At 62.3% G+C, this 23,939-nt stretch carries 18 protein-coding genes; 8 read left to right on the top strand and 10 right to left on the bottom strand.

What is annotated here, in order from left to right:
* Positions 1 to 2: 2 nt before the first annotated feature.
* The 5 genes from AC4PS7_RS20425 to pbpC all read right to left on the bottom strand — a co-directional run bounded on the left by AC4PS7_RS20425 (position 3) and on the right by pbpC (position 4,747).
* Positions 3 to 560: a DUF4136 domain-containing protein gene (locus tag AC4PS7_RS20425; protein ID WP_010213466.1), complete on the bottom strand. Its 558-nt coding sequence runs from the start codon at positions 558 to 560 to the stop codon at positions 3 to 5.
* 45 nt (positions 561 to 605) lie between these two features.
* A complete protein-coding gene (locus AC4PS7_RS20420; RefSeq protein WP_010213468.1) occupies positions 606 to 1,208 on the bottom strand; it encodes a DUF4136 domain-containing protein in 603 nt (200 codons plus the stop codon).
* Between the two features lie 24 nt (positions 1,209 to 1,232).
* The gene (locus tag AC4PS7_RS20415; RefSeq protein ID WP_010213471.1) at positions 1,233 to 1,982 is read right to left on the bottom strand and encodes a methyltransferase; all 750 of its coding nucleotides are present in this window, start codon (positions 1,980 to 1,982) and stop codon (positions 1,233 to 1,235) included.
* On the bottom strand, positions 1,975 to 2,283 hold the full coding sequence (locus AC4PS7_RS20410) for a MazG-like family protein (RefSeq protein ID WP_154974319.1): 309 nt from the start codon (positions 2,281 to 2,283) through the stop codon (positions 1,975 to 1,977). Before AC4PS7_RS20410 ends, AC4PS7_RS20415 begins: the two co-directional genes overlap by 8 nt.
* A 151-nt stretch (positions 2,284 to 2,434) precedes the next feature.
* Positions 2,435 to 4,747, bottom strand: a complete 2,313-nt coding sequence (gene pbpC / locus AC4PS7_RS20405) for a peptidoglycan glycosyltransferase PbpC (RefSeq protein WP_080938505.1) — start codon at positions 4,745 to 4,747, stop codon at positions 2,435 to 2,437.
* A 230-nt stretch (positions 4,748 to 4,977) separates the two neighbouring features.
* Between pbpC and AC4PS7_RS20400 the strand changes: the two genes are divergently transcribed.
* On the top strand, positions 4,978 to 5,271 hold the full coding sequence (locus AC4PS7_RS20400) for a hypothetical protein (RefSeq protein ID WP_010213476.1): 294 nt from the start codon (positions 4,978 to 4,980) through the stop codon (positions 5,269 to 5,271).
* A 99-nt stretch (positions 5,272 to 5,370) separates the two neighbouring features.
* On the opposite strand, the gene AC4PS7_RS20395 is transcribed toward AC4PS7_RS20400, so the two are convergent.
* Entirely contained in the window at positions 5,371 to 10,269 is a 4,899-nt protein-coding gene (locus AC4PS7_RS20395; protein WP_492179718.1) for an alpha-2-macroglobulin family protein, read from the bottom strand.
* A 178-nt stretch (positions 10,270 to 10,447) separates the two neighbouring features.
* Between AC4PS7_RS20395 and AC4PS7_RS20390 the strand changes: the two genes are divergently transcribed.
* Entirely contained in the window at positions 10,448 to 11,791 is a 1,344-nt protein-coding gene (locus tag AC4PS7_RS20390) for an MATE family efflux transporter (protein WP_010213479.1), read from the top strand.
* 131 nt (positions 11,792 to 11,922) lie between these two features.
* On the opposite strand, the gene speA is transcribed toward AC4PS7_RS20390, so the two are convergent.
* The 4 genes from speA to AC4PS7_RS20370 form a co-directional block, all read right to left on the bottom strand.
* Complete coding sequence (gene speA, locus AC4PS7_RS20385; protein ID WP_010213480.1) at positions 11,923 to 13,836, bottom strand: arginine decarboxylase; 1,914 nt, start codon at positions 13,834 to 13,836, stop codon at positions 11,923 to 11,925.
* Positions 13,837 to 13,978: 142 nt separating this feature from the next.
* Positions 13,979 to 14,350 (bottom strand): translation initiation factor Sui1, encoded by a 372-nt coding sequence (locus tag AC4PS7_RS20380; RefSeq protein WP_069672791.1) that lies wholly within the window; start codon positions 14,348 to 14,350, stop codon positions 13,979 to 13,981.
* Positions 14,351 to 14,532: 182 nt separating this feature from the next.
* Entirely contained in the window at positions 14,533 to 15,069 is a 537-nt protein-coding gene (locus AC4PS7_RS20375) for an NUDIX hydrolase (RefSeq protein WP_010213483.1), read from the bottom strand.
* A 2-nt stretch (positions 15,070 to 15,071) separates the two neighbouring features.
* Positions 15,072 to 16,139: a DUF2333 family protein gene (locus tag AC4PS7_RS20370; protein ID WP_010213485.1), complete on the bottom strand. Its 1,068-nt coding sequence runs from the start codon at positions 16,137 to 16,139 to the stop codon at positions 15,072 to 15,074.
* Positions 16,140 to 16,437: 298 nt separating this feature from the next.
* On the opposite strand from AC4PS7_RS20370, the gene AC4PS7_RS20365 reads away from it, so the two are divergent.
* The 6 genes from AC4PS7_RS20365 (at position 16,438) to prmA (ending at position 23,919) form a co-directional block, all read left to right on the top strand.
* Positions 16,438 to 18,108, top strand: a complete 1,671-nt coding sequence (locus tag AC4PS7_RS20365; RefSeq protein WP_010213486.1) for a response regulator — start codon at positions 16,438 to 16,440, stop codon at positions 18,106 to 18,108.
* A 53-nt stretch (positions 18,109 to 18,161) separates the two neighbouring features.
* Positions 18,162 to 20,123 carry a methyl-accepting chemotaxis protein gene (locus AC4PS7_RS20360; protein ID WP_042570889.1) on the top strand — a complete coding sequence of 654 codons (1,962 nt, stop codon included), beginning with the start codon at positions 18,162 to 18,164 and terminating at the stop codon, positions 20,121 to 20,123.
* Between the two features lie 314 nt (positions 20,124 to 20,437).
* Positions 20,438 to 20,893, top strand: a complete 456-nt coding sequence (gene aroQ / locus AC4PS7_RS20355; protein WP_010213488.1) for a type II 3-dehydroquinate dehydratase — start codon at positions 20,438 to 20,440, stop codon at positions 20,891 to 20,893.
* 24 nt (positions 20,894 to 20,917) lie between these two features.
* A complete protein-coding gene (gene accB / locus AC4PS7_RS20350; protein WP_010213489.1) occupies positions 20,918 to 21,382 on the top strand; it encodes an acetyl-CoA carboxylase biotin carboxyl carrier protein in 465 nt (154 codons plus the stop codon).
* A 17-nt stretch (positions 21,383 to 21,399) separates the two neighbouring features.
* A complete protein-coding gene (gene accC / locus AC4PS7_RS20345; protein ID WP_010213490.1) occupies positions 21,400 to 22,761 on the top strand; it encodes an acetyl-CoA carboxylase biotin carboxylase subunit in 1,362 nt (453 codons plus the stop codon).
* Positions 22,762 to 23,040: 279 nt separating this feature from the next.
* Entirely contained in the window at positions 23,041 to 23,919 is an 879-nt protein-coding gene (prmA, locus tag AC4PS7_RS20340) for a 50S ribosomal protein L11 methyltransferase (RefSeq protein WP_010213491.1), read from the top strand.
* Positions 23,920 to 23,939 lie beyond the last annotated feature (20 nt).

The following is a 23,939-nucleotide window of genomic DNA, read 5'->3' as shown; positions in this document are numbered from 1 at the left end:
TTTTAGCGGGGTGGGTAGCTGGAGAGGACGCGAGTGACGGTGCTGCGAATGGCCTTGTCACGATCCTGGGGATTGGGCGAGGCGGCCATTATCTGTTCGTCGCTGCCGCGCCACACCAACTTGCCATCCTTGCCGTCGAGCAGGTCGATCTGGAGGGTGGCGACTTTGTAGCTGATGTTGCGCGTTTCGTTGTACATCGGCGCGCCCCAATAGCCATTCCATGGGCCGCCCCAGGCGCCGCCGTAATTGGTGGTGACTTGTTGCTGGCGGTCTTCGACGATCAGGTAGGCCTGCACGTTCACGTCAGCCTTGCTACCCGGCGCCGCTGGGCGCAGGCCGCGCTGGTCGAGTTGTTCGCCCACCGCCTGGCGGATGCGCTGTTCGGTGAGGTCGCTCTTGATGCGTGGGTCATCCGGGCGGTATTGCAGGGCCGGGTCTTTCCAGGCCCAGCTGCGGTAGGCGCCGAAATCCCGGCTGGGGTCAAAATCGTGGTTGACCTGGCTGGTCTGGCAACCGCCCAGCAGCACTGCAACTGCAAGCGTAGCGATACGACGAAACATGATTGTTCTCCAAAGAGCGAGCCGCACTGAAGATGGGAGTAGCCGTTAACTGGGAGGATACGCTGTCATTGCCTTTTGCACCGCCTGGCGCAAAGCATCTCCCCGCTCACTGAGACTTCCCTGGCTGCCGGTTTCCGCGCTGGCACTCCACACCGGCTGGCCGGTGCGGGCATCGAACAGATTGACGCGAACCACCACGACCTGCACTTCATAGGTGCGCACGATCGGCACCGAGTTGTACATGCCGTACCCATTTCCATAGCGGTTGTAACCGCCGTAACCGTAGCCGTAGTCATCCTGGACCTGCTTGAGGCGCTTCTCCAGGCGCACATCGGCACTGACAAAGAGGTCTGCCGGACGATTATCGTGCAACGGGCGCAGCCCCCGTTGGTCAAGGGCACCGCTGACCGCTTCGGCAATCTGCGCCGAGTCGGCCCAGGCCGTGCCCGCCGGCAGCTGGCCGTTGCGCCAGGCCCAATTACGGTAGGCGCCATAGTCGCGCACGGGCGCCGGGTAGGCGCTGGCATCAAAGGTGGTGGCAGCCTGGGGCGGCGCTGGAGGAATCGGCGCCGAAGCGGCAACATAGGGGTTTGGGCTGGAACACGCGCCCAGACCAAGACACAACAGGATCAAACAGAGACGACGCATTTCGACCTCCGCAGACTGGGCCGCTTAAACCGGACGGCAGATCCAGTGTAAATAACGCCCAAGTCCGGCAAAGCTTGGGTGACGACGGTGAGCGAGTTCCATCTCCAAAAGGTCCTGCAAATCGGCGCGGGCCTGGAACTCCACTGGCATATAGTCGTGGAACACCCGCACGCCACTTTGGCTTTCGACCTGCCAAAGGCCTTCGAGTTGCGCCGCCAGCTCACGTGGATCGAGAGGTTGTTGCGGCGTAAGGCTCTGTTTTTCGCCGGCCATGTCGTTCTTACGCATTTTGCGGAAGTGGCCTTTGAGCAGGTTGCGGTAAATCAGCGCATCGCGGTTGTAGAACGCCAGCGACAGCCAGCCGCCCGGCACCGTGAGCTGGTGCAGCACCGGCAGGATCGCATGGGGTTCGGCCAGCCATTCCAGCACCGCGTGGCACAGCACCAAGTCATAGGGCTCGGTGAGTTGGCCAAGCAGGTCTTGCCAGGGCGCATGAATAAAGGTGGCGGTCTGCCCTGCGTCGGCGAAGCGTTGGCGGGCGCCTTCGAGCATCGGCTCGGCAGGCTCGGCCAGCGTGACCTCATGGCCTTGTTCGGCTAGCCACAGCGACATATGGCCCAGGCCTGCGCCGATATCCAGCACGCGCAAGGGGCGTTTGGGCAGCGCTTCGGTCAGGTCGGCCTGGAGCACCGCGAGGCGAATCGCGCCTTTGGCACCGCCGTAGATTTTCTCGGCGAAACGCGTGGCGAGTTGGTCGAAATGACGATCACTCATGGGCAAACCGCCGTTCGCTGTCGGCCAACTTGGCGCGCACCACTTCGTTCATGTCCAGGCCCAGCTCGCTGCACAGCAACAGCAGGTACAGCACGATATCGCCGACTTCCTGCCCGGCATGGGCGAGTTTGTCGGCCGGCAATTGACGCGACTGGTCTTCGGTCAGCCATTGGAAGATTTCCACCAGTTCGGCCATTTCCACGCTGGCGGCCATGGCCAGGTTTTTCGGGCTGTGGAATTGTTTCCAATTATTTGTATCGCGAATGCGGTGCAGGCGTTCGGTGAAGTGTTCGAGGTTCATGCGGGGGCTCCTGAAGGTGGGTAGCTTCGGGGGGATTGGCGGTTAAGGCAAGTGAATCTCTGGTGTGCTTGAGGACGCCTTCGCAGGCAAGCCCGCTCCCACATTGGAATGGGTTTGCAAATCAAAAGGTAGGCTTGCCTGCGATAAGGCTCTAGTCGATGACGCTGAATTCTAGGCGGGCGGTCTGGCCGGCTTCGTCGAGGACGCTGAGTTGGTAGCGGCCCAGGTGTTCGAAGCTGGCGTTGATAAAGTCCTGGTTGGCGCTGTCGCCCAGTGGCGCGCCGTTGAGGAACCACCAGCGCCGCCCGCTCCCGCCCAAGGCGGAGATTTTCAGGCGCAGGGCCTGTTGGCTGGCGGCGGGCAGGCGCAGTTGGTCGCCTTCGCGCACGCCGACAATCGACAGCGGTGACGACGCGGCCAACGCCGGTGGTGGGCAATCGGGGTCGGCGGCCGGGATGCGTGCTTCGCGGCGCTCGACCCGTGGCAGCCAGGGTTCCAGGGGCGCGGGCCACAGGGCGATGTTTTTCAGCTCGGCGCCAGGGCACTGGGCGTCGACCCGCAAGCCCTTGGCATTGACCCAAACGCTTTCCATCAACCCCACGCTCAACGGCTGGTCCAGTGCCTGCAACGTCGGCGGCGTGGTGTTATCCAGGGTCCAGGCAAAACGCTGGCGGCGGCAATTGGGATCGCTGCGGCTCATGGGCTGGCCCAGCGGCCAACAGATCGCCGCCACGCCGACATTGGCCGGCACCGGCTTGACGGGGGCGCTGATGCCGCGCTGACTGTCGCGGTTGGTCAGCACATCGTGCACTTGCAACATCAACGGCGCTGCCGAGGCCAGGCCGAACTGGCCCGGCACTGGCGTGCCGTCAGGGCGGCCGATCCACACACCGATCAAATAGCGCGGGCCCACGCCGATTGCCCAGGCATCGCGAAAACCATAGCTGGTGCCGGTTTTCCAGGCCAGTACAGGGCGCTGCACCAGCTCGGCACGCGGGTCGCGGTCGGGCCGCGCCTGGCCGCTGAGGATGCGCCGCACGATCCAGGCGGACCCTGGCGACAGTAAGGGCCGTTCCCTCAGCGTATCGTCCGGCTGTAATCGGAGGGTCGCGCTCTTGCCGTCCCGGGCGAAGGCGCTGTAGCCACTCACCAGGTCTTCGAGACGACTGCCTGCACCGCCCAGAATCAGCGCCAGGTTCGGTTCGGCCAACGCCGGCAGCGCCAGAGGCACGCCGCCGATGCGCATTTCGGCGGCAAAGCGCTTGGGCCCATAGGCTTCCAGCAACTGCACCGCCGGCAGGTTGAGCGAACTGGACAGCGCCGTACTCGCCGGTACCGCGCCGGTAAAGCCCATGGAGAAGTTGCCCGGCCGGTAATCGCCATAACGCCGGGGCACGTCCTGCAACAAGGATTCGGAGTGGATCAACCCATCATCCAGGGCCATGCCGTAGAGGAACGGCTTCAGGGTGGATCCCGGCGAACGCAAGGCGCTGATCATGTCTACATGGCCGAAGCGCTTGGCATCGTTGATGTCCACCGACCCCAGGTAGGCGCGCACGGCCATGCTTTCCTCTTCCACCACCAGGATGGCGGCGGAAGTATGTTCCGGCAGACGCGCGCGCCAACCCAGCAGCAAGTCTTCAAGACGGCGTTGCAACGTGGCATCCAGGGTGGTGCGGATCAGCGGCGGGCTGTCGGGGCGATTCAGGCGGCGCGCGAGCAACGGCGCCAGGCTCGGTTCCAGGCGTGGGGCGAGCAGCAACGGTTCTTCCAGGGCTTCATCGACGGCCGACTGTGGCCACACCTGGAACTCCGCGAGGCGCCGCAGCACCTTGTCGCGGGCTTCCTGGGCGCGCTGGGGATGGCGATCCGGGCGTAAGCGACTGGGCGCCTGGGGCAGTACGGCCAGCAAGGCCGCTTCGGCGTGAGTCAGTTGCGAAGGGGATTTGCCCAGGTATGCCCAACTGGCCGCCGCCACGCCCTGCAACGTGCCGCCAAACGGCGCGCGGTTCAGGTAGAGGTTAAGGATTTCTGCCTTGGACAGGTGCCATTCCAACTGCGCCGTGCGCCACAGCTGACGCAACTTGCCATGGAAGGTGCGCGAATGCGGATCCAATAACCGCGCCACCTGCATCGACAAGGTGCTGCCCCCCGACACCACGCGCGCGCCGGTGAGGTTCTGCCAGGTCGCCCGCGCCAGCGCCAGCGGGTTCACGCCAGGGTGCTGGTAGAACCAACGGTCTTCATAGGTGAGCAATGCGTCCAGGTAATACGGTGACACTTCGTGGGTCTGTACCGGGTAGCGCCACACGCCATTGGCATCGGCAAAACGCCACAACGGCGTGCCATCCTCGGCCAGCACCACTCGCGCCAGGTCATCCTGAGGCAACGGCAACGGCCAAACCCGATCCGCCCCCCACAACACCACCACCACCAACACCACTGCCCCCAAAGCCCAGCGCAGTAAATGTGGGAGCGGGCTTGCTCGCGAATGCGGTGGGTCAGTGAGAGCATTCGTCACTGATACACCGCATTCGCGAGCAAGCCCGCTCCCACATTGGTACGCGTACACCCGCAAATGACACAACTTAATCGCAAACTCAAACGGGCAAACCTCTATGCTGATAGGGAACTAGCCTGTTGCAATAACAACCAAAGGCACAGACACGCCCACCTTCTCATCAGGACACACATATGCAGGTAGAAAGCTTTTTCGAATGGTTGGGCCAGGCGCTCGGTTCCATCATCCGTTTTATCGTCGACGGGCTCAGCGGCCTGTTCGGTGCGCTGACCAATGCGGGTGGCAACTTCATCGATGGCCTGTCTCGCACGTTGGGCATGGACACCTCGATCATCAGCATCATCACCCTGATCATCGGCCTGATGCTGCTGTACTCGGCAGTGCGCGCCTTCATGCGGGCGTCGATCATCATGGGCATCATCTGGCTACTGCTCGGCCTGTGGCTCCTGAGCTGGGTCGTCCACTAACCCCAGAGTATCCCCAAACTACTGTGGGAGCGGCGGTGCGAGCAAGTCGAATCGTCGCACCGCCGCTCCCACATTTAGACTCCATCTCACATTGAAATATCAGCGCCCCTTGATCACCAGGTCCGCCGGCGTCTCACCCACCGCCTGCCAGTTCGGCCGGTACATCGACTCCACTTGCGGCGGTGGCACGCGGTAGGTGCCCGGCGTCACGGCACGCGCCAGGTACAGCAAGTGCGTCGTGCCGGAGCCTTCCAGGTTGATCGCCGCTACGTAGCGGTCATCGCGGAACTCCTGATGCTTGAGCGATGCGTTCTGCATCGACTCACGCCACTCCTTCACCTGACTGCTGGCGTTTTCCAGGCTGGCGGCGCTTTGGGCCAGGTTCTGGTTCTCCAGCTCCAGGCCGGCCGGCAACAGGTCCACCACCAACGCGTCCGGCACCCGCTGCTTGGCACTGACCGCCAAATGCACCAACACCAGATCGCCGCTGTTGAGGCTGCGCAGGTTCAACGGCTGGCCGTTCATGCCCAGGTATTCGCGGCGAATGCTCAGGTTGTCGCCGCCCGGTGCAGGCGGTACTTGTGGATAACCCGAAATGGTCAGTTGCTGATACACCGGCGTCTCGCCCTGATTGCTCAAGGTCAAATCACTGGACAGCAGCTTGCCTTCCAACTCCAGCGTCGGCTGTTGATTGCTCAGTTCCTGCGCACCACCACTGCCCGTCAATGACACCTGCCAGTTCGAGTCCGGCTTGGCAAACCCGAGACGCCCGGCCAGGAACAGCGAATTGCGCTCCTGGGTCGACAGGTACGGGCTGGCCGCCAATTGATCCGACAGCGTAAACAAACGCTCCTCACGCTTGCCCTTGGCCAAGTCGTTCTCTTCCAGCAACGCCAGGATCATCGCCTGGTCGCGCAACGGGCTACCGTAATCGGCCAGCCATTCATTGGCATTGCGCTGTGCCGCCAGGCCGGCGAGCAAGGCTTGGTCCGCACGCGGCTGGTCGCCCATCTTCTGCAACGCGATGGCCAACTGCACCAGCGGCAGGCCAGAGCGCGCATCGCTGCGACGTTCGAAAATGCTGCGCAATGCGCCCAACGGCGCCTGCTGACTACGCGCCAAGACCATACCGGCGTAGGCCTGCACGGCAAAGCGGGTGTGGTCGGCGTTGTCGCTGTAGTCGACGTCAATCAGGTTACGCTCCTGTACGTAGCGCAGCAGGCGCTCACTGGCCTTTTTCAACGCTTCAGGCGGCACCGCAAAACCCTGGTCGCGAGCGCGCAGCAGGAAGTCGGTGACGTAAGCCGTCAGCCAGTATTCTTCTTCACCGTCCGCGCCCCACAACCCGAAGCTGCCGTTGTAGCGCTGCATGCCCAGCAGGCGCTCGATACCCAGCTCGATCTTGCGTTTACGTTCACTGTCCGACTCGCCCTTGATCGACAGGCGCTTGAGCAACGCATCGTCGGCATACAGCGACGGATATAGACCGCTCGCAGTCTGCTCCAGGCAACCGTAAGGGTAGGCCTTGAGTGCACTGATTTGCGCACCGAGGTTCAGCGGCGGCCGGCTCGACAGGCTCAGCAGCGCCTGTCGCCCCGAGGCGTCGAACTGATCCAGCGTCCCCGCCGGCAAGCTCCACGGTTGATCCTTCAGCACCGCACGATAGTGCTTGAGCAGCGCCGGATAGGCCGGACGCACACCCAGGGTCCATTCGCGCGTGAACGGCGGCAGGTTCTCTCCCGGCAGATCCAGGCCATTCACTGTCACCTTGACCTTGCCCTGTCCCAACCCGCCCCAGGCTTTCACCGGGATCCGCAGGGTGGTGCGCTGGCCTTGTTTGAGTTCGACGCTTTGCACGCCGCTGTTGACCAACTCCAACTGCCCATCGGCGCTCAGCTGTACATCGAGTTTCTGCGGTTTGCCTGACAGGTTGGACAGGTCCAATGCCAACGTGGTCTGGTCGCCCCCCGCCATGAAGCGCGGCGCCGACAGCTCGGCAATCAGCGGTGCGGCAATCACCGTCTTGGCTTCGGCCATGCCGTAGCGATCGTCGCTCCAGGCCTGGGCCATCAGGCGCAGTTCACCGTTGAAGTCGGGGATGTTGACGCTGACTTCACCCTCGCCTTGCTCATTCAAGGTTACCGGCGCGCTTTGCAGGGCGACGATGGTCACACTGGTGTCCGGGCGCTTGCCGCCCTTGGCCAGCGCCGCGTCACCACCAAATGCCAGGCTGGCCAGACGGCCCTGGCCGGCTTCGATCAACTGGCCGTAGATGTCGAACTGGTCCACGCCGTAGGCCTTGCGGCCGAACAGGCTGGAATACGGATCCGGCGTCGGGTATTCGGTAATGTTGAGGATGCCCACGTCCACTGCCGCCACCAGCACGTGCACCTGTTTCGGCACGCTGCCGTCGGCATTTTTAGCCGCGATCTTCACCGTCAGCGGTTGTTTGGGGCGCATTTTTTCCGGCGCAGTGAGGGTCACGCCCAGTTTGCGCTGGGTGCGATCCAGCGGCAGGTGCAGCAGGCCCACGGCGCGTTTGGGGGTGATGTTGGCCTTGCGCTCGCCTGGACGAATCACCAGGGCGCTGACATACAAATCATGCCGCGACCATTTCGGATCGAGTTTCACAGCGAAGCTCTTGCCCTCGGCCGGCACATCGATTTCCTGCCACCACAGCGGGCCTTCCGCAGACTCCACCAGCAGGTAGCCCTTACCGGCCGCCGGCGGTGTGACGGTCACGTTGGCCGTATCGCCATCGCCGTAGGCTGGTTTATCCAGAGCGAGCTTGACCTGATCAGGGCGCACGGCGCCGCCTTCGGTGTTGTCCTGAGCCTGGTAACCCGCCCAGAAGCGCAGGCTGCTGACCAGCCCGGTCTGCGGATCTTCCACTTCGACGCGGTACGGGCCCCACTCCACCTGGAAACTGACCTTGGCGGTGTCGCCGGCCTTGATGTTCAGGGTCTGTTCGTCGAGGTTGAGGAATTTCTCGTTGAAGTGATAGCTCCAGCCATCGTTCTCGGAGTAGTTCCAGTAGTAGTCACGGCGCTCGCGCACCAGGCGCACCTTGAGGTTTTGCGCGGCGAGTTTCTGCCCGTCCTGGTTGGCCAGCAGTACTTCGAATTCCGCCGGGCCATCGCCATTGGTTTCCTGGCCGTCAAACAACCCGCGCAGGCCCGGAAGCTGCTCGGCGGGCCAGATCGGCTGCACCAGACGCCGCGTGATCGGTCGCCCGCCGGACTCCTGCAGGCTGGCTTGCACGATCAGTTGCAACGGCGACTTGGCCTCGGCCCACTTGCTTTCCAGGGTCAGCGTTTCCTGGCCCTTGGCGTCGAGCACGCTTTCTTCCAGTTCGAAATCCTGGCTCAGCTCTTCTTCGGTCACGGAGCCGAACTGATAGCCCGGCAGCGACTTGACCGCTTCGCGCAACGGTCGCACATAGACTTGGCCGCTGACGCGATTGCCCGAGGCGGGCGCGCCATACAGGTAACGCCCGTTGACCTGGATCACCGCGTCATTCGCCGGGCTCAACGCGGTGTCGCTACCCTTGAGTTCCAGCGCCAGGCGCTCGGGCAGGAAGTCTTCGACGAGGAACTCATAGAGCTGTGGCTTGCCATCGCCCAGGTCGAACACCAACTGCCAACGCCCGGTCGGCGCTTCGCCGGCCAGTTGCAGTTGATATTGATAGAGGCCGGAGGCGTCGGCGTCCCAGACGAATTTACGGCTGACCTGCTCATCCGGGCGACGCACTTCGACGCTCACCGGCTGCGGTTTGACCGCGTTGCCGTCCTTGTCGCGCAGCAAGGCGTTGAGCAGCACGGTTTCGCCAGGGCGATACAGGTCACGCGGACCGAACACAAAGAACTGCAAAGGGTGGGAGGGTTGGCCGCCAATGTCGAACTCGGCCAAGTCCAGTGCCGCGCTGTCGAGGCGCAACATACTGGTCTGTTCCCCCTGCTTGGCCAGCAGCACCTGGGCCTTTTTCGGCAATGGCAATTCGGCGTGGCCGCCCTTCTCGGTCTTGCCCTGGCCCAGCACGCGACCTTCGGCGTCGAGCACTTCAAGGTCGACGCCATCCAGCGCCTTGCCACCTTCCAGCGCCTGGGTAAACACATCCAGGCGGTTGGCGTAGCGGTGCACCGACAGGCCGATATCACTCAGGGTAAACAGCGTGGCCGGCTGCGAATAGTTGTAGGTGCCCGAGGCACGCATCACCGCGAGGTAAACGCCCGGTTGCTGCAATGGCTTGAGGCCGGCGATCGGCAGCAGCAGGGTCTCGCGGGTGTTGCGCGCCGGGTTCAAGTCGAAACGTCCGCCGTAGACCAGGTCGGCCAGGGGCAGCAGTTCGCGGGATTCATAACTTTGCAGGCTGGTGTTGCGGCCCCACTGCGCGAGGAATGTGGGCAGGGATTCGGGTTTGATGCGGAAGAATTCGACGTCGATCTTGTCGACGTTCAGCGCGATCACCGGCAGCCCTTCAGCCAGGCGGGTTGGCAGCAAGGTGCCACGGCTGGCGAAGCCGACAGTGGCTTGCAGGTCGCGGGTTTCCAGGCGGGCGGTGTACTCGGCGGCAAGCTTGTTGTCGTTGACGGCCTTCACACCAGCGTCGACGGTCAGCACCAGTTTGCGCTGCGGTTCGAGGTGGCGCAGGCGCAACTCCATCAGGTTGTCGGAGATCTCCCAGGCACCATCGACCTTGCCGGACTTGCTGTCCACCAGGTGAAGCTTGTCAGCAAATTTCTGATCGGGGTCCAACGGAATGGAAAAACTCACGGAAAGCGTGCTGGCACCGTCGAGTTGTACTTCGGACACGTCCACCACACTCAACTCACGTCCGGCGTAACGTTGCTTCAGCGCCGCCACATCCACCGCGGCCTTGGCCGGTTTGGGCGCCACTGTCGCCGCTGCGGGAGCGGTCGGGGCCGCCGGTTTATCGGAGGAATCGCAGGCGCTCAGCAGGGCCAGCGCGCAAGCAAGGAACAGTCCTTTGTTAAGCATGGGGCACTCGTTGTGAGGGGGTCCGAGAGGTGAACTATATATCAGCCCGCGGGGGGTCGATGTGGTGCTGGTCACATTGACCGACGGAGGGTGGTTTGGTTCTGATGTCATCCTGGATCAAGCCAAATCCCACAGCCAAGGGCAGCCAGTTACAATGCCGCTCCCCCAAGGAGCCTGCATGCCCACCCTACTCACCGACTGGCGCCACCGCCCCACCCACCGACGCGTCTGGGCCCTGGCCGCGCCGATGATCCTGTCGAACATCTCGGTGCCGCTGGTGGCCCTGGTCGACAGCATGGTGATCGGCCATCTGCCCCACGCGCACCAGTTGGGCGCCGTCGCGGTCGGCGCCAGCCTGTATACCTTTCTCGCCTGGGCCATGGGTTTCCTGCGCATGGGCTCCACCGGCTTCGCCGCCCAGGCTGCCGGACGCAATGATGGGGCGGCGCTGCGGCAGATCCTGCTGCAAGGCCTGCTGCTCGCACTGGGCCTGGCAATGCTATTGGGCACTGTCGGCATTCCGCTGAGCCATCTGGCCCTGGAATGGATGCAGCCCTCTCCCGAACTCAATCAACTGACCCAAGATTTTTTCCACACCCGCCTGTTCGGCCTGCCCGCCGCGCTGGCCAGCTATGCGCTGGTCGGCTGGTTCCTTGGTACGCAAAACGCCCGCGCGCCTTTGGCGATCCTGCTCACCACCAACCTGGTCAACATCGCCCTGAACCTGTGGTTCGTACTCGGGCTGGATTGGGGGGTGGTCGGTTCGGCGCGTGCGTCCGTCGTGGCGGAATGGACCGGCGCTTTGCTCGGCCTGGCGATGACGCAAAAAGCCCTGCGCGCCTACCCCGGCCATATCGCCTGGGCTGCGCTGAAATGGTGGGCAAGCTGGCGGCCACTGCTGGCGGTCAACCGCGATATCTTCATCCGCAGCCTCGCGCTGCAATCGGTGTTTTTCATGATCACCGTGCAAGGCGCCCGCCTGGGCGACGCCACCGTGGCCGCCAACGCGCTGCTGCTCAACGGCCTATTGCTGACTGCCCATGCCCTGGATGGACTGGCCCACGCGGTCGAAGCCCTGTGCGGCCACGCCATCGGCGCCCATGACCGCCAAGCGCTGCGCCGCTCGCTGGTGGTGGCCGGCGGTTGGTCGCTGATCGCCAGCGTCGGCTTTGCCCTGCTGTTTACCGTCGCCGGCCACCTGTTTATTGCCATGCAGACCGACATTCCCAGCGTGCGAGAAACCGCCGATATCTACCTGCCTTACCTCGCGGTATTGCCGTTGATTGCGGTGTGGAGTTACTTGCTGGATGGTTTGTTTATCGGCGCGACGCGCGCGCGGGAAATGCGCAATGGCATGCTGTTGACGGTGGTTTTGGTGCTGCCCATTGCCTGGGCGTTGCAAGGATTGGGCAACCACGGGCTGTGGATAACCTTCCTGGTGTTTATGACGGTGCGCAGTCTCACCCTTTGGGCGATTGCCTGGCGCCTAAATCGGCAGGGGCTATGGCTAGGTAGTAGCTGAAAGAATAAGATCCCGGCGTGGGAGCTGGCTTGCCTGCGATGGCGGTGGGTCAGACAACATTCCAGCACTGACACACCGCCATCGCGGCGGTTCGACAAGCCCGGCTCCCCATTAGAGCCGGGTCACGTCACTTATGACGACAGGTACGAAGAGCGCGTCAGCCCCAGACGCAACGCATCCAGGAACTGGGTACGCTCACTGGCACTGATCTTCGCGCTCGCACATTTATCACGGTAATGCGTCATCAACTCCTCCGGCGACAAGTGCACATAACGCAGCATGTCTTCGATCGTGTCGTGGGTCTCGATACCGGCGCTGTACACCGAACCGTCTTCACGCTGGTAGATGTTCACCGAGTCGGTGTCACCGAACAGGTTGTGCATATCACCCAGGATTTCCTGGTAAGCACCGACCAGGAAGATACCCAGCAAGTAGTCCTCGCCTTCGTTCAAGCCGTGAACCGGCAGGCTGGTCTCGATGGACTGCTCGTCGACGTATTGCTTGATCTTGCCGTCGGAGTCACACGTCAGGTCTTGCAGTACGGCACGGCGCAGCGGCTCTTCGTCGAGACGGTGCAGCGGCAGGATCGGCAGGACCTGGCCGATGGCCCAGGTGTCCGGCAGGCTCTGGAACACCGAGAAGTTGCAGATGTACTTGTCGGCCAGCTTGTCGTTGAGCTCGTCCAGCACCTGGCGGTGCGAGCGCTGGCGGGCCTTCAGCGAGTTATGCAGGCGGCGGCACACGGCGAAGTAGCATTGTTCGGCCAGGGCTTTCTCGGCCAGGGTCAGCTTGCCGTCGGCGTACTGGGTAGCCACGTCGCTCATGTAGTGGGTGGCGCGCCAGTAGGTTTCGGTGACCATCTCGATGTCGGTCGGGCCGAGCAGGTCCACCAGCCACTGCACGGTTTCCGGCAGGGCTTCCTTGTTCTCGATCACCGGCACGTCGTCGTTGTGCTTCTCGACGTCGGTCACCTGCACCACCAGCATGGCGTGGTGGGCGGTCAGCGAACGGCCACTTTCGGAGAAGATGTTCGGGTGCGGCAGGCTCTGCGCGTCGCAGAATTCCTTGAGCATGCCCACGACCACGCCGGCGTAGTCGTCCATGTCGTAGTTGATCGAGCTGGCGTTACGCGAGTGGGTGCCGTCGTAGTCCACGCCCAAGCCACCGCCGACGTCGATGTGGTCCACCGGCAGGCCGAGGTTGCGCAGTTCGCCGTAGTAACGGATGGCTTCCTTGAAACCGTGCTGGTAGTCGGCCAGGTTGGCGATCTGCGAGCCCATGTGGAAGTGCAGCAGGCGAATGCCCTGGTCCAGGCCGGCGGCGCGGAAGCGCTCGACGACGGACAACAGCTGCGCCGCCGACAGACCGAACTTGGACTTCTCGCCACCGGTGTCCGCCCATTTGCTCGACGCCAGGGACGACAAGCGCACGCGCAGGCCGACCTGTGGCTTGACCTTGAGGCTGGCAGCCTCTTCGATCACCAGTTCAACTTCGGATTCTTTCTCGATCACGATGAACACGTTGTGGCCGAGTTTCTGGCCCATCAGCGCGAGGCGGATGAACTCACGGTCCTTGTAGCCGTTGCAGACGATGGTGCCGCCCTTCGGCGCCAGGGCCAGCACGGCCAGCAGCTCGGGCTTGGAGCCGGCTTCGAGGCCGATGGACACGTTTTGGGTGGCGATGATGTTTTCGATCACCGCTTCCTGCTGGTTCACCTTGATCGGGTACAGCGCGGTGTACTTGCTCTGGTATTCCAGGCGCTCGATGTTCGAATCGAAAGCGCCGGTCAGTTGGCGTACACGGTCTTGCAGGATGTCGGGGAAGCGCACCAGCAGCGGCAACGACAGGCCGCTCTTGCGCAGCTCGTCGACTTGCTCGTACAGGTCGACTGGCGTGCTGTTCGGGCCGTTCGGACGGACTTCAACGCGACCGGCATCATTGATCGCGAAATACCCGGCCCCCCAATGGCGAATCCCGTAAACACTGCGGCTGTCCGCAACTGTCCATTGGCTGCCATCGTCTTTGCGTGTGCGTCGTACGGACATCGAAGTCCCCTATAAATGAAGTCGAAGGCACCGCCCCTATCAGAGGCTGGCGCAGTCTAAAGAATGAAAATGACGATTTGCCTGCGTGCAAGGTAGGACCCCACGCGCAGGACAGAGTTTAGACACAGGTCGGAAGAGGCTTTCAGCCGCCGGACTTCTTGGCCTTGTACCCGAGCTTGATCAGCTCGGCCAACAGCGACTCGACGTGATCGCCCTGAATCTCAATGACGCCGTCTTTCAACGCGCCACCCGTGCCACAGCGTTTTTTCAGCGTCGTGGCCAGTTCCTTCAGGGCCTCTTCGGCCAATGGCACGCCGGTGATGGTGGTCACCGTCTTGCCGCCACGGCCCTTGCTCTCGCGTCGCACGCGGGCAATACCGTCGCCTTCTGGGATCAGGGTCTGTTTGCAGGTACACGAATCCACGGGCTGACGACAGTCCGGGCAGTGTCGACCTGCGTCGGTGGAAAATACCAGGCCACCAAGGGCGGCGAAGGATGCGGCTTTTTTGGCCACCGGCAATCCTCTTGGGAGGATGAAGACTGATCGGCACCCGCAAAGGGGAGTACCGACCGCGAAGCCCCACTCAGGCAGGGGCAGCGCTACCGAACCGCCAAGGTGGTTCGGGTGAAAAGTCGCGCAGTGTAACCACAAAAAGCCGACTTGCTAAGAGCCAAATGGCGCCAATTTATGCAACTTTAGCGACGCAAGGCCAGATAACGGCGCAACCCTTCCTGGGCATCCGGGCAGTAAGGCTTTTGCGCAGCCTCCTGCAGGACTGTTTCAAGGGGTAAAAAGCGCGCCTCCATGACTTCTTCAGGCTGCAAACGCAGCGGCCCGTCCCAGACGGCGGAGTAGGATTTACACCAGAGCCGGCTGTCGCCATCTTCGAAGTAGAAGTGGTCATGTTCGACCAATTCCACTCCGCTGACACCCAACTCCTCTTCCAGCTCGCGAGCCGCCGACAAGGCATACGACTCACCCGCCGCCACCATCCCGCCCGCCGCCGTGTCCCAGAAACCCGGGTACAAGGCTTTGCTCAGGGTGCGCCGATGCACACACAGCTCACCGTTGGAGTTGAACAGGAATATGAAGGTGCAACGGCCAATCAGGCCACGCTGGCGAAGGTCGGACCTGACGAGGTGACCGAGCAGGTTGTCCTGCTCGTCGACCCAACAGATCAATTCAGCATCGGAAGCCGCGCGGTGCGCGGCCTCCTTTTGGGTAGCGTCCATCATCAACCCTGGTTGAGGAGCTGACGCAAGTCGATCACTGCAGCGTTTGCCCGGGAAATGTAGTTGGCCATCACCAACGAATGGTTCGCCAGTACGCCGAAGCCACTGCCATTAAGGATCATGGGGCTCCAAACCGGCTCCTGCGAGGCTTCCAGCTCACGAATGATCTGGCGCACGCTGACCGTGGCATTCTTCTTGGCCAGTACGTCGGCAAAGTCGACTTCGATGGCACGCAACAAGTGCGACAAGGCCCAAGCCTGGCCACGGGCCTCGTAAAACACGTTGTCGATCTGCATCCATGGGGTTTCCACCACTTCCTCATCGACCTGCGGCACTTCACCCGGCGCCAGGGCTTCGGTTTTCAATGCCGTGTTCAGCTTCACCCGGCCCACGCTGGCCGACAAGCGTTGCGACAACGAACCCAAGCGCGTGGCGACGTCGCCCAGCCAGTTGTTCAGGTTGTCGGCACGCGCATAAAACAGCGCACCGCGCTGGTTAGGGTCAGACAGACGTGCTTCGTAGCGACTCAGGGAGTTGATGCCTTCCTGGTATTCCGACTCACTGGACGGGAGCACCCAGCTCTTGTTGTCGAAGTTGAAACGTGGCTCGGCCTTGGCCAGATCCGCGTCTTCGGCCGACTGCGATTGAGAGCGGGCAAAGTCTTTACGCAAGGCGCGGGTCAGGTCACGCACCTGCACCAGCACGCCGTATTCCCAGCTCGGCATGTTGTCCATCCACAGACCTGGCGGGAAGCGATCGTTGGAAATGTAGCCACCGGGCTTGTTCAGCAAGGTGCCGACTACGGTCTTGAGGGTTTCGACCGTGGTATAGCCCACCACCATCTGCTTGCCTTCCTTCTCGGCGGCAAGCTGCGCATTCTGCTGCACCGGAAACAGCGCCGGCTCTTCGCTCCAGTACCAGCCCAGGGCGCCGGTGACCAACAAGTACAGGCCGAGCACACTGAGCACGGCACGGCTCATCAGCACGGTACGAAAATAGCCGCGGTTGGTCGACTTGGGCTCAGGCGCGGGGCCTTTGGCGCTGCCTGCACGGTTTTTCCAGTCCAGCATGGCGATATCCTTTCAATCACTTGAGTTCATGCACTTGAATTGATGGCGTGCGTTCAAACACTCCGACCACAACCCTACCCCATCGTGCCCGCCCATGCGGGGCTTTTCGCCAAACTGGCGCACTGAGGCCGTTCGACTATAAAGGATGCACGCGTTTTACGCTGCGCGACCACCCAGTCAGCAACTGAATGCGACGGGCACGCAGTTTATTGACGTATGACACTCATCCCATTGAAAAGAGGTGCTAGCATAGAGCCATCAGTCGACCTCAGCATGCGCCCTAACTAGTAGTCAGGATATGACCGAGCCAGAAGACCCCAGCCGTGAGCGCCTCAAGCAGCATTTTGCCCAGCGGGTAATTCATCAGGCACGTCAAATTCTTGAGATCTGGCAGCGCCTGCAACGCAGCGAATGGTCCAGTGCAGACCTCGCCGAACTCAGCGAGGCCAACTTGCGCCTGCTGCGCTTTGCCGAGCGCTTCGAACAGCCGGAACACAGCCAGTTGGCGCGACACATCGGCGACTCCCTCAAGGCCGTGGACGAGAACCGTGGCCGCCTGAGCAGCCACCTGATCACCGAACTCAATCGCTTGATGCAGCGCCTGTCCCGCACCGGCCTGCGCCAGGGCGACCAGCTCGAACAAACCTTTCTGCCGCCAATGCGCAAGCCGATCTACGTGATGCTGGCCGATCACGACCGCGCCGAGCGCCTGGCCAAGCAGCTGGAATTCTTTGGCATGAGCGCCCAATCCCTGGACAGCGTGGCGGCGTTCCGCGCATCAATGGCCGAGCGCTTGCCTTCGGCCATCGTGATGGATGTGGATTTCTGCGGCACCGGCCTGGGCCTCAAACTCGCCGCCGAAGCCCAGGAAGGCCTGGAGCACAAGCTGCCGCTGCTGTTTTTCAGCCTGCACGAAACCGATACCCCCACCCGCCTCGCCGCCGTGCGTGCCGGTGGCCAGGAATTTCTTACCGGCACGCTGGAAGCCTCAAGCCTGCTGGAAAAGATCGAAGTGCTGACCTGCGTCGCCCAGTACGAACCGTACAAAGTGCTGATCATCGACGACTCACGGGCCCAGGCGCTGCACACAGAGCGTCTGCTCAACAGTGCCGGCATCGTCACTCGCTCCCTGATCGAGCCGATTCAGGCCATGGCCGAACTGGCGGATTTCCAGCCCGACCTGATCATCCTCGACATGTACATGCCCGCGTGCACCGGCACCGAGCTGGCCAAGGTCATCCGCCATAACGACCGTTATGTGAGCGTGCCGATCATCTACCTGTCGGCCGAGGACGACCTGGACAAACAGCTGGACGCCATGAGCGAAGGCGGTGACGACTTCCTCACCAAGCCAATCAAGCCGCGTCACCTGATCACCACCGTGCGCAACCGTGCGGCACGCGCGCGCCACCTCAAGGCACGGATGGTGCGCGACAGCCTCACCGGCCTTTACAACCACACCCACATCCTGCAATTGCTCGAAGACTGCAGCTTCCGCGCACGCCGCGAGAACAAGCCGCTGAGCTTTGCCATGCTGGATATCGACCACTTCAAGCGGGTCAATGACAGTCATGGCCACCCCATGGGTGACCGTGTGATCAAGAGCCTGGCGCTGTTTCTCAAGCAGCGCTTGCGCAAGACTGACTATATCGGGCGCTACGGCGGCGAAGAATTCGCCATCGTGATGCCCGACACCGATCTGGAATCGGCGTGCCAAGTGCTGGATGAAATCCGCGGGCGCTTTGCCGAAATCCACTATCCCGCCCAACCCCAGGATTTGTGGTGCACCTTCAGCGCTGGGCTGGTGGAGCTGTGCGACGGCTCCGACAGCCTGATGATGGCGGCCCAGGCCGATGAGGCGCTGTACCGCGCCAAGGATGCCGGACGTAACCGCGTGCAGGCCGCGCGCACATCAAAGCAAAGTGCCATCTTTTCACCAGAATCCACCGATTCCGTCATAACCTTGTAATGAAAACGCAATAACTTCAGGCACTTATCTTTTGTCGTCGGTTGAAACCACGCATGCGCCTGAAGCTGCTGACCAATCTCAATACCCTCCTGTTGGTGGCCGTGTGCCTGGCGCTGGGGGCGACGCTGTGGTGGTCGCAGCGCGCCCTGGAGCGGCCTTATCTGCTGATGGAGCGCTACCTGGGTCTGTCGCAGACCTTTCAGAACCAGGCCGCGCGCAATATCGACGACTACCTGGCCAGTGGCGACGCCCTACGCCTGAGCAGTGCCAGCCAGAGCCTCGAAAGCTTGTTGCAGCAGCTGGATGAGCTGCCGGCGGACCTCGCCCAAAACCTGCGCCCCAGCCTGGTGGACCTGGATGCGTTCAGCAAGACCGCCTTGCTGGCAGCCGGCAAACTGGCAGGCGACCCGCAAGCCTTGCTGCTGCAGGCCGAGCGCGAATTGGGCGCGAACCTGGAGCAGTTGAGCCAGTACGCCATCAGCGTGAACTCTCCCGAGGCCGCCCGCTATCTACCGCCTTTGCTGGCAGCGTCCCAGCACCTGGGCAAACTGTCTCTGGCCCGCGACAAACTGGTCACCAGCGGGCGCGCGGAACTGGCCGACGATGTGGAACGCGAAGTCAGCAACATTCGCAGCCAGGCTGACCTGCTGGAACAACTGCCGTTGCTGGGCGTGAAAGCCAGCGCCGAATCCAGCGCCGACGACTTTTCCGCGCTGATGGGCCTGGAAAACACCGGAAAAACCGAAGCCCAGGACACCGGCGTCGACCTCAAGCGTGAGCTCAACAGCCTGCTGACCCGTTACCCGGCCGAACTCAAGCGCACCCGCGAACAGATCCAGCAGCGCACCGACCTGGCCGCCCAGACCCACCAGAAAATCGACACCGTGCAACACGCCATCGCCGGACTGGAACCTGTGGTGCGCGCGCAGCATGGCAAGATCCAGGGCGAAGTGCGCCTGATGCAAGGCGTGATGATCGGCCTGATCCTGCTGATCGCACTGCTGATCGACACCCTGCAACGCCGCTTGGCACGTGTACTGACCAACCTGGCACCGGCCCTGTCGACCTGGGCAGAGGGCGATTTCAGCCAGCCGATCGCCCTGGGCAAGACCAATCGCGAACTGCACGATATTGAAGCCTCCCTGAACCGTCTGCGGGCTTACCTGGTGGACTTGGTCGGCACCATTCGTGGCAATGCCGAGGAAGTTGTCGGCAGCAGCCGTGCGCTGGCCGAACTGAGCAGCGGCCTGCACGACGGCGCCGAACGCCAGGCCGGAGATACCGCGCAGATTCGTGATTCGCTGGGTGAACTGGAAGCGACCATCCAGCAAGTCGCGGGCGATGCCAGCCAGGCAGCAGGCGCCAGTCGCAGCGCCGGTCAGGCGGTGGAACAGGGCCAACGCGTGATCGGCCTGAGCCTGACCGGGCTGCATGCCCTGGTGGGCGAAGTGCAGCAGAATGCGCAGATGATCGAAAAACTCGCCGAAGAATCCGCCACCATCGGCGGCGTGCTGACGGTGATCCGTTCGATTGCCGATCAGACCAACCTGCTCGCCCTCAACGCCGCCATCGAGGCGGCCCGTGCCGGTGAAGCAGGACGTGGTTTCGCCGTGGTGGCCGACGAAGTCCGCTCCCTGGCCCAGCGCACCGCTGGCGCTACCGCAGAGATCCAGAGCCTGATCGCCGGCCTGCAAAGTGCCGCCCATCAATCGGTCCAAGGCATGCGCGCCCAGGTCGAACACGCCGAAGCCACTGCCCAGCAAGCCCAGGCAGCAGACGGCGCGCTGGATGAGATCGTCGGCGCGATACAGACCATTTCCGAGACTGCCGTGCGCATCGCTGATGTGACGGCGCAACAGAGTGGGGCTGTGAGTGAGATTCGCGATAACAGTGAGCGGATTCATCAGATGGGTGAGGACAACTTGCTGCGGATTGGCCAAGGGCGTAGCCAGGGCGAGCATCTGTTGGTGCTCGGTGGGCAGCTCAACACTGCGGTGCAGGCCTTCCGCGTGTGACCCGACTTCCCACCTCATCAATCACAAGCCATGCGCAGATCAGAACTGTGGGCGCTGGTCTGCCTGCGATCGCGGTGGGCCAGTTAACACATCCGGTACTGACACACCGCCATCGCAGGCAGGCCAGCTCCCACATTGAATCTCCATCAGCTTCGAAGACGTGCCACCAATGACCAGATCCTACGACTTGGTCACATACTTTGCGCTATCCTCGCTAATCGTGCCGCCTACTGCATAGAACTGGACAGTCACAAAGGCTTTGCGGCATAGTCGCCGGGTTCTGCCGTACCCACATCAATAACAAGGAACAGCCGATGGCGACCTTACTGGTTCTTCACGGACCCAACCTGAACCTGCTCGGCACCCGTGAACCGGGCGTCTACGGGGCAGTCACCCTGGACCAGATCAACCTCGACCTGGAACGCAGGGCGCGTGAAGCCGGCCACCATCTGCTCTACCTGCAAAGCAATGCCGAGTACGAATTGATTGATCGCATCCATGCCGCGCGTGGCGAAGGCGTGGACTTTATCCTGATCAATCCCGCCGCTTTTACACACACAAGCGTTGCATTACGTGACGCATTGCTGGCGGTGAGCATCCCATTCATCGAAGTGCATTTGTCGAACGTGCACAAACGCGAAGCTTTCCGCCATCACTCCTACTTCTCCGACGTTGCGGTAGGTGTGATCTGCGGCCTTGGCGCCAGCGGTTACCGACTGGCCCTGGAGGCCGCCCTGGAACAACTTGAACAACCGGCCAAGCGCCCCTGACCGACCCTTGGGAGTTGATGATTCATGGATATCCGTAAAGTTAAGAAACTGATCGAACTGCTGGAAGAATCCGGTATCGACGAGCTGGAAATCAAGGAAGGCGAAGAGTCCGTACGGATCAGCCGTCACAGCAAGACCCCGGCCCAACAGTTCTACGCGCCACAGATGCAAGCACCGGCTCCAGCCGCTGCTGCGCCGGCCGCCGCACCTGCTGCTGCCGCGGCACCTGCCGCCCCGGCTGCTCCTGCGCTGAACGGCTTCGTGGTCAAGTCGCCAATGGTCGGTACGTTCTACCGCACCCCGGCACCGACCTCGCCAGCCTTCGTTGAAGTCGGCGCAACCGTGAAAGTGGGCGACACCATCTGCATCGTTGAAGCGATGAAAATGATGAACCACATCACCGCTGAAAAAGCCGGCGTCATCGAATCCATCCTGGTAGAAAACGGTCAGCCGGTTGAGTACGACCAGCCGCTGTTCACCATCGTTTGAACCGCGGAGCGCCTTCGATGTTGAAACCTGCGAAGAAACTGCAAAAAGTCCTGATCGCCAACCGCGGCGAGATCGCGCTGCGTATCCTGCGCGCCTGTAAGGAAGAGGGCATCAAGACCGTCGCTGTTTACTCGACGGCCGATACCGAATTGATGCACGTGAAACTGGCGGACGAAAGCATCTGCATCGGCCCGCCACTGGCCACGAACTCGTACCTGAAAGTCTCGAACATCATCGCGGCCGCGGAAGTGACCGGCGCCGATGGCATCCACCCTGGCTATGGCTTCCTCGCGGAAAACGCCGATTTCGCCGAACAGGTGGAAAAATCCGGGTTTGCCTTCATCGGCCCGAAAGCCGAAACCATTCGCCTGATGGGCGACAAGGTTTCGGCCAAGGACGCCATGATCGCGGCTGGCGTGCCAACCGTGCCAGGCTCCGACGGCCCGCTGCCTGAAGACGAGGAAACCGCTTTGCGCATTGGTCGCGAAGTCGGTTACCCGGTGATCATCAAGGCCGCCGGTGGCGGTGGTGGTCGCGGCATGCGCGTGGTGCACAAGGAAGAAGACCTGATCGAAGCCGCCAAGCAGACCCGCTCCGAAGCGGGCGCCTGGTTCGGCAACCCGATGGTCTACCTGGAGAAGTACCTGACCAACCCACGTCACGTGGAAGTCCAGGTACTGTCCGACGGCCAGGGCCACGCCATCCACCTGGGCGACCGCGATTGCTCGCTGCAACGTCGTCACCAGAAGGTCCTGGAAGAAGCGCCAGCACCGGGCCTGGACGAAAAAGCGCGCCAGGAAGTACTGGCTCGTTGCGTCAAGGCGTGCATCGACATCAACTACCGTGGCGCGGGTACTTTCGAGTTCCTGTACGAGAACGGTCGTTTCTACTTCATCGAGATGAACACGCGCGTGCAGGTAGAGCACCCGGTGTCGGAGATGGTCACCGGTATCGACATCGTCAAGGAGATGCTCAGCATCGCCGCCGGCAACCCGCTGTCCTTCACCCAGGACGATGTGAAGATGCACGGCCACTCCCTGGAGTGCCGCATCAACGCTGAAGACCCGAAAACCTTTATCCCGAGTCCAGGCCTGGTCAAGCACTTCCATGCTCCGGGCGGCAACGGCGTTCGCGTCGATTCGCACCTGTACAGCGGCTACAAGGTTCCGTCCAACTACGACTCGCTGATCGGCAAGCTGATCACCTGGGGCGCGACCCGCGACGAGGCCATGGCCCGTATGCGCAACGCCCTGGACGAAATCGTGGTCGACGGCATCAAGACCAACATCCCGCTGCATCGGGATCTGGTTCGCGATGAAGGCTTCTGCGAAGGTGGTGTGAACATTCACTACCTGGAACACAAACTGGCCAACCAGTAAGTGCTCCGCTCAACAAAGCCGCCTTCGGGCGGCTTTGTTGTTTCTGGATCACCTGGATTTTGTGGTCACACACTCTAAATGTGGGAGCGGGCTTGCTCGCGAATGCGGTGGGTCAGTGATGAGTTTGTCGACTCACACGCCGCATTCGCGAGCAAGCCCGCTCCCACATTTAAACCCTGTGCAGTCAGTGGTGTCGTCTTCTGCCCGCCGCTCGCGTAAACTTGCGCCCTTTCGCAGCCCCACCCCGCTGCACACTCATTTTTTTCAAAGGTGCCCGCCATGCCTTGGCTGCAAGTCCGTCTCGCCATCAGCCCAGAACAAGCCGAAACCTATGAAGACGCTTTCCTCGAAGTAGGCGCTGTCTCGGTCACCTTCATGGACGCCGAAGACCAGCCGATCTTCGAGCCGGAGCTCAACACCACGCCGCTGTGGTCCCACACCCATTTGCTGGCCCTGTTCGAAGACGGCACCGATGCCGCCGCCGTACTGGCCCATATGGAGTTGCTGACAGGTGGGCCGTTGCCGGAGCATCACAGCGAAGTCATCGAAGACCAGGACTGGGAACGCAGCTGGATGGACAACTTCCAGCCGATGCGTTTCGGCCAGCGCCTGTGGATCGTGCCAAGCTGGCATGCCGCCCCGGAGCCGGACGCCGTCAACCTGCTGCTCGACCCAGGGCTGGCATTCGGCACCGGCACCCACCCCACCACCGCGCTGTGCCTGGAATGGCTGGACGGCCAGGACCTGACCGACAGCCACGTGCTGGACTTCGGCTGCGGCTCGGGGATCCTGGCAATTGCCGCCCTGTTGCTGGGCGCCAAGGAAGCCGTGGGCACCGATATCGACGTGCAGGCCCTGGAAGCCTCCCGCGATAACGCCGGGCGCAACAACATCCCTGAGGGCAAATTCCCACTCTACCTGCCGGAGCAATTGCCCCAGGTGCAGGCCGATGTACTGGTCGCCAACATCCTCGCCGGCCCGCTGGTGTCCCTGGCACCGCAACTGTCGAGCCTGGTCAAGCCGGGCGGCCGCCTGGCGCTGTCAGGTATCCTGGCCGAGCAAGGCGAAGACGTTGCCGCCGCCTACGCGAAGGATTTCGAGCTGGATCCGATCGCCAACCGTGATGGCTGGGTACGCATCAGCGGGCGTCGGCGCTAGAATGAGCGCTTGCCTGAATC

The organism is Pseudomonas sp. DW-iso3, assembly GCF_058725305.1.
Note: the sequence above shows the minus strand (reverse complement) of the source record. Positions and strands in the feature narration are given on the sequence as shown.